This window comes from Brevibacillus sp. AF8, assembly GCF_021270385.1.
GTDB lineage: Bacteria > Bacillota > Bacilli > Brevibacillales > Brevibacillaceae > Brevibacillus.
Window position 1 is genome coordinate 171451 of sequence record NZ_JAGQDN010000011.1, and the last position, 13106, is coordinate 184556.

General features: G+C 46.2%; 15 protein-coding genes. 6 read left to right on the forward strand and 9 right to left on the reverse strand.

The window, feature by feature from the left end:
- Positions 1-40: 40 nt before the first annotated feature.
- From KB186_RS16235 to KB186_RS16275, 9 genes are all read right to left on the reverse strand, one after another.
- A complete protein-coding gene (locus KB186_RS16235) occupies positions 41-1015 on the reverse strand; it encodes an aldo/keto reductase (RefSeq protein WP_221866809.1) in 975 nt (324 codons plus the stop codon).
- A 75-nt stretch (positions 1016-1090) separates the two neighbouring features.
- Positions 1091-1897 (reverse strand): sigma-70 family RNA polymerase sigma factor, encoded by an 807-nt coding sequence (locus tag KB186_RS16240; RefSeq protein WP_173610638.1) that lies wholly within the window; start codon positions 1895-1897, stop codon positions 1091-1093.
- A 23-nt stretch (positions 1898-1920) separates the two neighbouring features.
- Positions 1921-2502, reverse strand: a complete 582-nt coding sequence (locus tag KB186_RS16245; protein ID WP_173610639.1) for a lytic transglycosylase domain-containing protein — start codon at positions 2500-2502, stop codon at positions 1921-1923.
- On the reverse strand, positions 2496-3071 hold the full coding sequence (locus KB186_RS16250) for a nucleoside/nucleotide kinase family protein (RefSeq protein WP_221866808.1): 576 nt from the start codon (positions 3069-3071) through the stop codon (positions 2496-2498). The genes KB186_RS16245 and KB186_RS16250 overlap by 7 nt, the downstream gene beginning before the upstream one ends.
- Positions 3072-3075: 4 nt before the next feature.
- Positions 3076-3495, reverse strand: coding sequence for a hypothetical protein (locus KB186_RS16255; RefSeq protein WP_173610641.1), 420 nt, complete (start codon positions 3493-3495; stop codon positions 3076-3078).
- Between the two features lie 37 nt (positions 3496-3532).
- The gene (locus KB186_RS16260; protein WP_047072266.1) at positions 3533-4087 is read right to left on the reverse strand and encodes an RNA polymerase sigma factor; all 555 of its coding nucleotides are present in this window, start codon (positions 4085-4087) and stop codon (positions 3533-3535) included.
- 314 nt (positions 4088-4401) lie between these two features.
- A complete protein-coding gene (locus tag KB186_RS16265; RefSeq protein WP_173610642.1) occupies positions 4402-4569 on the reverse strand; it encodes a hypothetical protein in 168 nt (55 codons plus the stop codon).
- Between the two features lie 89 nt (positions 4570-4658).
- A complete protein-coding gene (locus tag KB186_RS16270) occupies positions 4659-4919 on the reverse strand; it encodes a hypothetical protein (protein WP_173610643.1) in 261 nt (86 codons plus the stop codon).
- A gap of 93 nt (positions 4920-5012) precedes the next feature.
- Entirely contained in the window at positions 5013-5267 is a 255-nt protein-coding gene (locus KB186_RS16275) for a hypothetical protein (RefSeq protein ID WP_173610644.1), read from the reverse strand.
- Between the two features lie 134 nt (positions 5268-5401).
- Here KB186_RS16275 and KB186_RS16280 point away from each other — a divergent pair, with 134 nt between their 5' ends.
- The 6 genes from KB186_RS16280 to KB186_RS16305 all read left to right on the forward strand — a co-directional run bounded on the left by KB186_RS16280 (position 5402) and on the right by KB186_RS16305 (position 13099).
- Positions 5402-5833, forward strand: coding sequence for a hypothetical protein (locus tag KB186_RS16280; protein WP_173610645.1), 432 nt, complete (start codon positions 5402-5404; stop codon positions 5831-5833).
- A 98-nt stretch (positions 5834-5931) separates the two neighbouring features.
- Positions 5932-6786, forward strand: coding sequence for a hypothetical protein (locus tag KB186_RS16285; protein ID WP_173610646.1), 855 nt, complete (start codon positions 5932-5934; stop codon positions 6784-6786).
- A 168-nt stretch (positions 6787-6954) separates the two neighbouring features.
- Positions 6955-7359 carry a hypothetical protein gene (locus KB186_RS16290; protein WP_173610647.1) on the forward strand — a complete coding sequence of 135 codons (405 nt, stop codon included), beginning with the start codon at positions 6955-6957 and terminating at the stop codon, positions 7357-7359.
- 388 nt (positions 7360-7747) lie between these two features.
- Complete coding sequence (locus KB186_RS16295) at positions 7748-11011, forward strand: hypothetical protein (protein ID WP_232773988.1); 3264 nt, start codon at positions 7748-7750, stop codon at positions 11009-11011.
- Between the two features lie 9 nt (positions 11012-11020).
- Positions 11021-11635, forward strand: a complete 615-nt coding sequence (locus KB186_RS16300; protein WP_232773989.1) for an S-layer homology domain-containing protein — start codon at positions 11021-11023, stop codon at positions 11633-11635.
- Between the two features lie 48 nt (positions 11636-11683).
- A complete protein-coding gene (locus KB186_RS16305; RefSeq protein ID WP_173610649.1) occupies positions 11684-13099 on the forward strand; it encodes a hypothetical protein in 1416 nt (471 codons plus the stop codon).
- Positions 13100-13106 lie beyond the last annotated feature (7 nt).

A 13106-nucleotide genomic window follows, 5' to 3' on the forward strand; every position in this document is an offset into this window, starting at 1 on the left:
CTTTGGGACTGGGCATGTTAGTCGTTAACTGTCACCATTGTTACGGCAAACGATATACGGCAAATGGTTCCCCGTATCGATACGTGTCACTCAATCGGTCCAGCTCTGCCAAGGTCGCTTCATCCAGTGTCAACGCTGCACTTTGCAAATTATCCGTGAGCTGCCCTGCATTGGTCGCCCCCACGATCACCGAAGAGACAGCCGGTTTGTGCATGAGCCAAGCCAAAGACAGCACACTGGAGGATACACCGAGCTCCGCCGCGACCTGACTGATTTTGCGTCCAAACTCCAGCTTGTCCTCACTTAACAACCGGACGAAGCGCGGCTCCTTGTCCGCCCGCGAACCAGCGGGGGCCTGTTCTACCGAGGTATATTTGCCTGTCAAAATTCCGCCAGCAAGCGGGAAGTACGGAATGATCCCCACCCCCTGGTCAAGACAAAGCGGTACGAGTTCACGCTCCGGTGTCCGATCTGCCAACGAGTAGCTGACCTGCGTTGATACGTATCGATTCAGCCCTTCCCGCTGACTGATGCCAATTGCCTTCATCAATTCCCATGCTGCATAGTTGGAGGCCCCGATGTAACGCACTTTCCCTGATCGAACCATGTCATCTAGTGCGCGGAGTGTTTCTTCCAAAGGTGTCTCTGGATCAAACGTATGAATTTGATATAAGTCCACATAATCGGTGCGCAAACGCTTCAAGCTGTTCTCCAATTCCAGCATTAGGTGATAGCGTGATGAACCTCTCTGATTCGGTCCTTCGCCTTTTACCAAACCAGCCTTCGTCGCCAAAACGACCTCGTGCCGCTTCCCTTCTAACGCAAGCCCGATGATTCGCTCCGATTCTGTTTGTGTGTAAATATTTGCCGTATCAATAAAGGTAATCCCGTTTTCGATTGCGGTATGAATGATGCTTACAGACGTTTGCTCATCCGCACGCCCTCCGAATGAGTTCGTACCTAATCCCAATGCCGATACCTTCAATCCACTGCCACCGAGCCGGTAATATTTCATATTGTGATCGACCTCTTTTCATAATAGGAGTGCTCTTTCATTATCTCCTATTTGGGTGGGGATTGAAAAATAAGATTAGGAAAGTTTATTTTTCGAAATATTCTGTATTTTTTTCATAGTTCTTGATACACACATTTGGGATACATTTAAAAAATCTGCTGTTTGCGTCTGATTGTAGCCTGCCATCCTTAGTTGCAGGACTTGCCACTCTTTTGAAGAGATTTGATTTTGCAGTTGCGCAAGCAAAGCGGTAACAAATAGCTTGTCCAGCACGTACTCTTCCACGTCTCTTCCTTCGTCCTTCAAGACGTCCATAGCGGTGGCAGCTTCATGGCTTGAGGCGGATGACTTCAAGTATGGCTCTTGTAAATACTTCACAGGTCTCCCGACATCCAGCGCTTTTTTGATCTGCTCCACATTTTCACCCAACAGTACGGACAATTCCTCTATGGTAGGGAGATATCCCAGGTCTGCTTCTATTTTACTGATGTGCTGGAGAATCGTTGTTGCCGTTCTAGTCGGCCGTACAATATTTCCGCTATCTCGCAAAAAGCAGTTGATCTCCCTCACAATCGTTATGACTGCAAAGGACGAAAACTTCACGCCTCTTGCGATATCAAAGGCTTTGATTGCCTTGATAATTCCCATTCTCCCCAATTGCAAGATATCCGCTTTTTCCAAGCAATATTGCTTCACTAATGTCTCAGGCTTTCCGATATATTTGTGCACAGAATGCCAAATGAGCTCTTCATTTGCGAGTATAACGTCACCAAGAAACTCACTGTCTTCCTTGCAGCGGCGAATATTCTCCATGTTATACAAGGAGTATTGTTCTTTTTTCTTGCCCAATCTCTGTTTTACGAACACAGCATGCTCACTCATAATTCCTCCTCCCAGCCTACCTGCTATGATTCTCTTAATAAGCCGTTCATTTTTTTGTAATGGGTCATGACTTTTGTATAGTAGCCGTCGTGATAACGATTTCGGTCGACATTTCCCTGGCCTTGGTTATAGGCGATGATACTTAAACGAAGATTTCCATATTTCTTTTGCAAGAGATCTAAATATTTGATACCTGTTTGTAGATTGATCACGGGATCAAACAGGTCATCAGGGTGAACTCCCAGCGAGCTTCCAGTGCGTGGCATGACTTGTAATAATCCTCTTGCTCCCTTGCCGGAGATCGCGTCGTGCTGAAAACGGCTTTCCTGCCAGATCATCGCCATGATCAAAACCGGATCTATTTCGTATTGATTGGATAATCCCAAAATCGTTTCTGTATAAAGCTCGACTGTTGCTTTATCAAGTCTCGGTGCAACCTGTGTGATTACGGTTGAAAGCTCCTTTTTTCTATGCAACTGCCTATTTGTGTCCATGGCCAATTTCATCACAGGATGAACCTCCGACAGTCCTTTTTCTACGGCTGGCAGTACAGCATTGACGGGAATGAACACTGCGGCAACAATGCCGAATAACTTTGTTAGCACGTAACTCGCTTTTTCAGATGTACCTGATGGACTGCTTGGAGAATGTTTTTCTGCATTCTCTCCACTCCGATTGCTGTATCCAGCGTATAAACCGATCGGCGCGAAGCATGGGCCAGGGAAAGATAGGCTTCCTGCACCTTTAGCAGCGTGGCATGATTCGCATCTACTTCGGTTCGCAGAAAAAAGGTTGCATCAGGTCGCTTTGTCAAATCACTCATCGTGGCGTACCAGGAAAGGGGAGTATCCTTTATATAGAAGTAGTAATAATTGGACAGTTCGTAATGATCAATGATGATAAAATCAACGTTTTCCTTCGAAATCCTCGCCATTTCTCGCTGATAGTCCAAAAAATCCGCTTCAAAAAGCTTTCCTACTGCTTTCTCATCCAGCTCAATTTCGCAGCGAAGCCACATGCCAATGACTGCTCCGATTGGGGTATCTAAACGCGGAAACGATACTCTTTTCACCTTATATCCGAGGCATATCAAATTTTCTTCCAGTAACGCCGCTTGGGCTTCCTTCGCGTTGGCGTCAATTCCTTCGAAAGCGACAATCGTGGGTTGTCTCATGGCACTACATCGTCTCCTCATTTGTCGTGATTTCCTCTGCTGCTTCACGAAGCTTTTTCTCTGCTTCAAGCTCAGCAGCCTGAGTAGCCAGATGATCCGCTAGCATTTGCTCGAATTCTTCCTTTGTAATCTCATAAATCTCGGAATGGAGTCGATTCACCGTGTATCCCATACCGTCTGTCAGCAAAAAGTTAGTGTAGGTCAACGGCTCCTCACGAAACTCCTGCTTTTCGTAATCGAAGGCAATGACTGCTTTTTCAATGCCCGCTACGCAACCGCCGAACCAAATATTTACCTCGTCCTCTCCACCTTCGACTGTAGGCGTTGTATGCATATTGGTCGGAACGTGTACGTATTTTCCAATGACCTGATGGGAGAGCTCCTCGGTCAATTCCTCATTCATCTTTTTCAACAAAACTGCCATGCTGGATCATTCCTTTTCATCGATTATTTGTGTATGTTCACAGCTCACCGTACTGCTTTAAAATCGCCTTGATGATTTGACACACTCTTTCCTTGCTGATATTGAATCTTTGGCCAATTTCCTCATGGTAATAGCCTTCGCTTCTCATCTGGAGAATCAGCTTGTCTCGCGTGGACAGCTTCATATACTCCATGATGTCGATCATCATCTCAACTTCCTCATATCGAAACTCCTCAATCGGAGCAGCAATACGGCTGATCATCGTTTCCTCTTCATTCTCATCTCCATCCGAAACAAGAACTGCATTACTGTTTGTCAGGTTTTTTTGCGTGCCGGCTTTTCGCAAGCAGTCGCGAATTTTATTCGTAATCACGTGATCGACAAAGGTAGTCACTCTGGCTTTTTCCTGGTCGTAATCCTTCATCGTGCGATACACCTTTAAGAGAACCTCCTGAACGACATCATCGTGGGTCATTCCAGCAAACGTCATTCCGGTCAGTTTGGCTTCACAGTTTTCCTTTGCCTTCTGTAAAAAATCATCGACTTTCCCTGCAAAAAATAACTCGTCCATCTGGTGAAGTTGATCTGTCATGTACTTCCCTCCTCATGCTCCTATTCACAGTTGCTCTATCACACTAGGTAATGGGAGGAAGGTTTTAGCAACCCGTTTTTAAAACTTTTTTCGGACAAGTTTGCAAGGTACCAGCCGTGAATACTTTTCCATTCAAAATCTTCCATGAAGCACACTGGCGCTTGATGTACCATTGGCAATCGCGGCAAATGTCATGAACCACACAACGACAAGTCATGGGCACGACATCCTGTTCCTTTGCTGACAACACGATGTCATTGACTGTCATTTTCTTTTGGCAGGCTTTTTCATAATCACATCCCTGGCAGGCCATACTACCCACCGATCCTGACGATCCCAATTCCTTTTAAGGACTCAGGATTCATTTGAACATGCTCGCGAAAGAACTCTTCCAAAACGGCTATAGGTGTGTCTTGGGTCGACATATATTTCATGACCTGCACCTGCTCTCCATCTGCCGAAAAACTAATCTGATAGTACATGGTTTCTCCCCTCCTTTTGCCTGTTGTCGAATCTATACGAAGCGATTAGCGATGTATTAAGCGGATTTTGAAATAAAAAAACCAGCCGTTTATTCCAGCTGGTCCTCTACGTATAATTCCTCTATCATTTCCTCTGTGATATTCATCTTCCCAAATTCCTGACAAACTTTTTGAAGTCCAAGCAGCAAGGAATCATTTTCTGAGAAAACCTCATTCAGATCCATTCCCAACATGCCAAGTGCGTCACTGAGCTCCTCCCAGCCTTCGCGATCGATATCCTCTCCTAGTAGAAACTCAGCTAATGCAGCAATAATTACGACATACAATATGGCTTTTTTGGAATCTCTCATTCTTATCCCTCGATTCTTATTTGTTTGAAATAGAATAGACAGTTTCGAATGAGTTATCTCCCTATAAAAAGAAAAAGCCCGCTGTGGACGGGCTTACTTTACATCTGAGATGATTTTTTGTATCAAACTTTCATCTATCAAATGGCTGGCTACTGTCAATGCCTTTGCCATCCGTTCCTTATCTCCATCAAAAACCTCGTGAATAATGTGACGCACACTTTCTTCATTTATCATGAAGTTTTTGGCCATCGCCATAATCCCGACAACGGCTTCATGATCTTCCAGTGCCTTCGCAGAAAGTTTTTCCTTCGTTTGTTGAATGACGATTTGTATCCTATCACTTCTCAATGTTATGACCTCCTGGCTATTTACGACCGAATATGTATTCCAAGGGAGACATCTTCCCCATCTGTCTAACCTATGAACGTAGAAGGAGCACATTTTGTTCCAAAAAATTCCCATCAAAAGGGGGTGAATCATTCATGGTTGTCGACCTCTATCATCATCTCTATGAATTACTTTCTACGGATAGCCAATTGCTCGCATTACTCGGAATTGCTTCCGAAGACAAGGACTCCCTGTCCAAGCAGATTATCAAGCGAAGAAAACTCGCTCCGCTATCTGATGTTGCGAAGCCTCTCCTTTCCTTCTACGCAACCTCTGGAAAGCGCGACACCGATAATCCCCTCCTTCTCACCAGCTTTTTCCGATTAGATGTGATCACGGCTGGCGATATCGAGCTGGCGCATCAAATCGCGAACCATCTTTTCCATCTCTTAGACGGCAAAAGCTTATCGATGAATGGAATAGAAGGTTTGGACACCTATGTTGTCTCCCAGCAGGAATCCGATACGGATCATTCCTCTGCGTACTGTTTCACACTGATCACGAAGTTTACTTTGCAAGTTTGTTAGACATTTCAAAACCCCGTCTATCCTATGACAAGCTGATCGCGGTTCCCTTTTCACACGATACAGCAACCAAATCCCCTATCTAGAAGGAGTGACTTTCATTGTCTAAAAAAATGATTATCAAAGGTGTCGGTCAATTTCTTGCCAAACGCGCTTCCAAAGATGGAAATGGCGTCGAAGTCATTACACTTGGTAATATGCAGGACCTGAAAATTGACATGAATGTTGAAATGGAGGATATCTTTGGCGGCGATGGGCTCTTCGCCATTGACACTCTCGTCAAATCCAAAAGCATTGAGATTACCGCAACGGATGCCAAATTTGATCTGGCGGCTCTCGAGCTGATGATGGGCTCCAAGCTGCAAGAGCAAAAGAGCGACTATGTGTATGTACTGGGTGAGCAAAAAGCAGTTACTGCTGGCAGTCTGGATCGCACAGCTTCCGCTGGTAGTGACGCTGGTGTTTGTGAAGTCGAGTTTGGCGGCAAGCTCTTCAACGGTGGCGGATTTGCTGTTCGTCTGAAAAATAGCAATCGCCTGTTGAAGCAAGTAAACTTGAGCACGTCTGCTGCTCCAAAAGCTGACGAATTCATGGTGGATACATTCCAGGATGGCAGTGAAAATAAAACGCGTCTTATCTTCTCCCCAGCCCTGCTTAATGAAGATGTGGTATTCAACTATCAGCGAACCGAAACCGTAGACGTCGTCGACATTTTGATGGATGAAGTGCCATTCCCGGTTCATGTCGTCCATCACGGCTCCTTCCTGCAAAAGGATGGAACCTATGCAGGCATTGAGACAGAGCTGTTCTCCTGCATGGCAAAAGGCAGCTTCTCGATCGATGCGGCCCGCTCCACAGCCAGTACTTCCGCTATTTCCTTGTCCGTTATTGATCCAGAGCGGGCAGATGGCAAGCTAGGCAGTGTGAAACGCTTCGTATCGACCAAAAAAGTGTAACTCTTTCGAGGGTAATCAGGCTGAGTGGAGAGCTCCGGGCTCTTCGCTCTTGCCTTCCTTTTTTTAAAGGGAATAACTTACAACGAATCATAGCGAACGACAACGCATTTTAGCAAGTAGATATATTTAACAAATACAATCTACTATTGTTCAAGGAGGGATTCTTCCGTGCTAAACCACCAAGAAGATCTGGAAAAAAAACACGCAGAGATGATGAACCAGGAAGCTGTAGAGCGGATCAAAAAACAGCAGGAGGCTGATCTGGTAGAGGCTATTTTCTTTGAAGATGATAGTGAAATCATGCTGCGTGACGGCAAAACCTACCGGATTCCGCCTGTGACCTTAAAAGACGCCCGCCTCCTGATGAAAAAGCTAGGAACCATTCATATCGACGCGATTATCCTTAATTTTCTCCCGTATGAAAACAAGGAAGAAGACTTATTCGATATCCTGCTTCTGGGCTTTCGCAACTACCCTACGGTTACTCGTGAGTACTTGGATGAACATTGTGATTTGGAGACGGCCAAAAAGCTTATTAACGTTCTCATTGGTCTAAACGGCTTAAAAAAGTAGAGAGTGGCGAGGGTGACAGTTCCACCATTCGCGATACGGAATCTGGTGAGCCACTTGATTGGGGCGACCTATTTTTTCATCTCCATAAGGACTGTGGTTTGAAGAAATGGGATATTTGGGAGTACACCCTTCCCCAAGTAGCAGAATTAATGAAGAGAGTGAACAAATACATTCAATTTGAGGTAGAAACACGCATGGGTTTTCCTTTCTTGAGAAGAAAGGGTACGAATTCTACTTCCAGTTCTCCCCATGCATCTAGTTCGCAAGACTATCAGGAAATTTCCGAAGACGATATTGCCGTACTTGGCAAAGTGTTAGGTGGTCTATAACCCGTTTCTGTCTATTCTAAGACCAGAACGGGATTTTTCTTTTGAGGAAGGTGATATTCATGGAAACCCAACGATTGACCGATGCCCTCCGCTCCATAACGAGTGCTGCACGGAGTTCTGTAGGGCCGTCGGCATCCGCATTTCGAGCGGAGCAAGCAACCCCCTTTTTTCAAGCAATCAATCAGCAACTGTATGAATTACGCCAGATGATACGCGACATTGAGTCGAAGCCGCTCAGCTTTTCCCGTAAGTACGAGTCTCAGCCAGTTTTCCATGCTGCTTCTGCTTCCCGGCTGTCCGTAAGCACAGGAGCCATTTCCCCGTTCCGCTTTGCTACTGTTCCTGATGCTCCCGTTAAAAGAACGGAAAAAGCATACGGCACGAGAAGCACCCTCCATCCACAAGCATGGGAAGAGGCTGCCGTAGATGTGTTGCAAAACATGATGAGCAGCGGCCTTCACACGCTTATCACCTCTATGGATATCGAAAATTGGGAGTCAGCGAAATCTTTGAACCGCCTGTTAAAAAAGGCAGAGCGCAATTTTTTATTCAAAGATACAAATATGATGGATTTGGCGCATGCACGCCTTTCAGGACGAACGACGGATCAAAAACAAGTGGAAGAAGTAGCACTTGCTTTGCGCGAATACTTGCGATCAGGAGTCAAACAAGACCTGCGGGATATTGCACTAACACATGCCGTCAGCCTTGAAGAAGTAACCAGAGCCTACTATACGTCCTCTCGCCAATCAAATGATCCGCATGCAACGGTAGCCGATATTCGGGAGAAAGCAGCTCTGTTACCAGATGACCCTCTTGCTCCCCAAACCCGGATGCAAACCATCTGGCAGGCAACCTCCCTTGAAGCATTCGATATGTTTAAAAATCAGCCCGGTAGCTTTCCCACTCTTTTGGTCCACCTCCTTCAGCGCATGAGAGAAAGCCAGAGCCAATTATCGCTCGCTGTACGACTGTTGAAAAATGCTGCGGATGCGGATCAATACGGCGGAAAAGCCGCCTACGTCAAAGCCCGGCGCAATCTTCATGAAGGAAGTGAGCAGCGAAGACAAGAACGCGTTACCGCACTGCTTGGTCAATCCTCTTCTCCCTTTACACAAGAAGCAATGGAAATCCAGTCTTGGCAATTGCAAAATCTGTCTTCTTATCAGGCAGCCCGCACTCGATTGATTCGCAACAGGTTGGAACAGAAAAAGGTACAAGATTTGTATCCGTACAATGACAGATTGTTAAAAGCACTGATTGCAGAAGAGAAAAAGCTGCTGAAACAGTTGCATCTGCTCTGGCTGAAGATGCGCGATGTAGAACGTCAGGCACATTTGCTCACAAGTCGAATCCTTTTGGTCCAGCGCGCACTTGGTGGTTTGCAGAACACGATTACCACCTTGATTCCTGCCGTCTCTTCGCTGGATGAGAGACTGCGTGCCCTCTCTGATACGTCCGTTGCTACTGATGAGCAAATCAAGAAAATGACCAGTGACTTAAAACAGCAGGAAAAACAGCTCCAGAAAACACGAGAAGCCTTGAAGGATTTGACAGAAGCACTGTCGACGGCTGTACCCAAACCTCCGACTGCCGCAGCAGGTCCTCAGGCTGCTTCCTCAGCTCCAGCCGCAAGCAGTTCATCCTCTACTGCTAGCAGACTCGCTCCTGTTGCTGCTCTCGCTTTTGAGGAGTTCTCGGGGGATTTCAAGACGAAGATACGAGAAAAGTTCTTGAAAGGAAAAAAGAATGCCGACAAGAAAGAATCAGACGAAACGGCGGAAGGTACGGATGAGTCGGGCTCCACACGGGAAATCCAAACGCGAGAGAGAGCAAACCGAGATTCAACGCCTCCCGATAATACACCCGAGAGAGTACCACTATGGCGAAAAGGATTAAAAAACGCCGGAAAATTGTTAAAAGGTGCAGGTCTCGTAGGCGTTGGGATCACGGCGCTAAATTTTGTGGATAGTCTTAACAAAGATTGGCTGCAACCTATGTTTATGTCCGATTCCCAGAGACAAAGCAGAGTGTTGGAAAATCAAAAAGGCCTCGTGGATGACTTCGTGAGTATTGACAAAATGCCTCCTGGTTTAAAACATGCTTTTTTTGCAACGACATTTCTTACAGGTCTTGGAGATGGTTTGATCAACTTACTGGGTGGCACTACTCCTTCATTTAGCGATTACTATAACGCTTTCGAAGCTGCTTACAAATATGATGGCAAAGACCTCAAAAATGAGTTAGGTAATACCCTCCAGCTGGACGAGAAGGAAGCTCAACTCGAATTCGATAAATACAGCGCTGCGTACAAAAACAAAGAAGAAAAAAACAAGAACTCATTGCTTATCGATATCGATGACAGCGACTCCAAGCTCGACAATACCCCAATTACTTCATGGGAAGAGGTCAAAACACTCGACCTTGGCAAAGAAGTGGTTGGTCATCATCTGGAAAGCCTCTCTCTAGAGGAAGGCAAATTAAGATCCGAATTAGAGAGAACGCAGGCTACTCTAAGAAATCAAGGTAAATCCGAAGATTCTCCAGAAATGCTGAAAGCTTATGATGATTACTACAGTGGTATTAATACGAAACGGAATGAACACTTAGCCTTTTTTGAAGAGGTATTCGCTAAAATTCCTAAGGGTTCAGATGCCTCTGACGTAGTAGACTCAGTAATCGCTGATATAAAGGCTTCTATCGCCCAAAATAACCTCGATAAAAACAACCATACCTCCGGCACAAAAATTAATTCCGTGAAGGACAAGCTGAGCTCTGAGCTGGAAAGTAAAGAACTTCAATACTCGATCGACAGAAACAAAGCAATCTTGGCGGGTCACAGCGCAAATTCTGAAGTAGTAAAGAAGCTTGATGAAGAATATTTACGCAGTATCAATGAGACTTTCGATGCGACGAGTTCTGAATTGGATCGCCTTTTGTCCGGGAACCAAATGAATGAGACATTCAAGAAAGACATCGAGAACTTAAAAAAAGGCCTCGAAAAAGCCAAATACGACAATCTCGTATCTCTGCACATGTCCAAGCGGCCCACCAAAGGAACCTTCAACATGCCCGACGGCTTGCAGCCGCTGACCTACTGGGGCATGCAAACCGCAAATGCAACACATAGCACCTACGACCTTACCTATGGCGGCGACAGCAATGTGAACATTACCATCGCCAATATGAGCGGGACGGAAGCTGACCTTCAACGCCTCGGCTCAACCGTCAGCGAAGCCGTTCGCAATACACAAGCAAGCCTTTCTACCGAATTAAGCCAACAAGTCCGCTCTGGCATCGCCTCGAGCTACACAAGATTGTAAGGAGGTACAATGATGACCCAACAATACGCCTTTGGCACCGCCAATCAGCGCTACAAAAAAAAGCTGTTCGTCGATACAGGGTTCGAGTTCATAGAAGTAAACGCCCGACTTATCGAGCCGTATTCTCCGCCAAGTCCCCAGCCTTCCTTGCGCGAAATCAAAATCATCAACGCTCCCTCTCACATCCACCACTCCGGTTTTAGCAGCTACCAGTGTTCATTGACCTTGCTTTTTCCAGACAAGGAATCGTATAACGATTACTTGAGCTACGCAGGCTGGACCCACAAGTTTTACGATGAAAAGGGAAGTATTTTCCTTGGAAGCGCGGAATCCATCACCCCCCATGTACTTGAGGCGGGACGCCGCTACAGCGTCACCGTCGATCTGATCCTCATCAAAAAAGACTCCATCGAACGCGAATCACGTTTTCAATTTCAAGATATTGAAGGACATTGGGCGCAAAAAAACATCGAGGAAATGGCCGATCTCGGGCTAATCACGGTCATTACCCGAGATGGGAAGCCCGTCATTTATTTCCGCCCCAATGATTTCGTGACGCGTGCCGAGTTTATTGCTTTTTTGAATCGGACAAGGCGGCTGGTAGAGCGGATGATTCGGGAATAGCTGAGGCTGTTCCGGGTTTCTGTCTACTCTATATAGGAGGTGATGAAAATGATCAGCTGGGCTGATGTGAATGAAAAAGACTGGTTTTTTAATGAAGTAATGGAGGCCAGCAATTACTTGATGGCTGACGGAGAACCGTTCATTCAAGGAATTGCTTATGGCTCCTTTGAAAGCAATGCTCCTTACCTGTATGAGGAGCAAAAGGGCTCCACCGGACAAAAAGTTTTTACGCTCGCAGCCAAATTGACACCGGGTGCAGATAACCCCCTCTTTGTCTATATTGACGGCACGCAAACCCTTTTCAAAGAAATTCGGCCAAATCAAACTGACCCGAACAAAACGGACGTCGAGCTGTATTACGCACCATCTGCCAACTCGGTTGTCGCCTTTTCCAGCTTCGGCAAGCCTGCCTTGGACCGTTTTGGCAAACCGATCCCCCCCAACTCCTCTTCCTTTGCTTACCCGAACAAACGCCTCGATAACGGAGACACGTATTTCTACAATCCGTTCAGTCGTCAATTCAACGAGTATTTGTACGCATATGGTCGCTCCTTGAAGCGAATGGATGTGCCAGAAGAGGAATGGAAATCGACGCCTGCCCAAGAACTCGCCAAAAAATATATCGGACTCAAGCAAGATGTCTACATGGTCAGTCCCGCTCCGGGTGCAACGATTTATCTTCCTTACAATTTAAACGGCGTACAGGTGCGCTTCATCTACAACAGCTACGAAAACGGCGCTCTGTTTATGCGAGGCGGATATTTTTCGGTGAAAAGTCCTGGCGTATGGAGAAACGACCGCTTCTTTCCCAATGCCTACATCAATCGGGCAGAGGCTTTTCTGCTCATTGACCGGCTTCGGCGTTCTTTTTACCAACGCTTTACGGATTCACAGCCTCCCACACAGCGGTTGGATGAATCCTATACGGCATACGAGGGGCAACGTGTTTTTCGCCTGAACGGTACTTATCCTGCAGGTAAGAAGCAACTTGCCATCAAAGTGGATGGAAAAGTGGTGAGCAGTTCCGATTATCAAGAATTTGATGATCATACGGTACTGTTCAACATGCCGCTTGAGGCAGGTAAAAACGTTCATTTCTTTTACGTCAAAGAGACGAGTACCCGCTTTGAAGATGTCGGGCGCGAAAAGTATATGTACAACAGCAACACCGGGGAAAAAATTGCGCTAAACGGTGGGATGACTGGCAGCAAGCCTTCATGGTGGGCACCATCCGTCCTTTCTATGGAAGACGAGCGGTTTGGCAACGGAGATTACTTGATCGAAGGCATTGCGATCAACAATTTCGTCGATGGAGCGGCTGTCGTCAACCATATGTACGAGGTATCGTCATCGAACGCGGAGGACAAAGAAAAATGGTTTATGCCTTACTCACTACTTACCCGGGCACAGGCCGTCTCTTTTTTGAATCGCTTTCGAAAATGGTCCCTGGAACGGTTTAAATAGGAGGTGC

Bases quoted from the DNA above. Each gene is read 5' to 3' on its own strand.
- KB186_RS16235 (WP_221866809.1), bottom strand. From the start codon at position 1,015: ATGAAATATTACCGGCTCGGTGGCAGTGGATTGAAGGTATCGGCATTG.
- KB186_RS16240 (WP_173610638.1), bottom strand. From the start codon at position 1,897: ATGAGTGAGCATGCTGTGTTCGTAAAACAGAGATTGGGCAAGAAAAAA.
- KB186_RS16250 (WP_221866808.1), bottom strand. From the start codon at position 3,071: ATGAGACAACCCACGATTGTCGCTTTCGAAGGAATTGACGCCAACGCG.
- KB186_RS16255 (WP_173610641.1), bottom strand. From the start codon at position 3,495: ATGGCAGTTTTGTTGAAAAAGATGAATGAGGAATTGACCGAGGAGCTC.
- KB186_RS16260 (WP_047072266.1), bottom strand. From the start codon at position 4,087: ATGACAGATCAACTTCACCAGATGGACGAGTTATTTTTTGCAGGGAAA.
- KB186_RS16265 (WP_173610642.1), bottom strand. From the start codon at position 4,569: ATGTACTATCAGATTAGTTTTTCGGCAGATGGAGAGCAGGTGCAGGTC.
- KB186_RS16270 (WP_173610643.1), bottom strand. From the start codon at position 4,919: ATGAGAGATTCCAAAAAAGCCATATTGTATGTCGTAATTATTGCTGCA.
- KB186_RS16280 (WP_173610645.1), top strand. From the start codon at position 5,402: ATGGTTGTCGACCTCTATCATCATCTCTATGAATTACTTTCTACGGAT.
- KB186_RS16295 (WP_232773988.1), top strand. From the start codon at position 7,748: ATGGAAACCCAACGATTGACCGATGCCCTCCGCTCCATAACGAGTGCT.
- KB186_RS16300 (WP_232773989.1), top strand. From the start codon at position 11,021: ATGATGACCCAACAATACGCCTTTGGCACCGCCAATCAGCGCTACAAA.
- KB186_RS16305 (WP_173610649.1), top strand. From the start codon at position 11,684: ATGATCAGCTGGGCTGATGTGAATGAAAAAGACTGGTTTTTTAATGAA.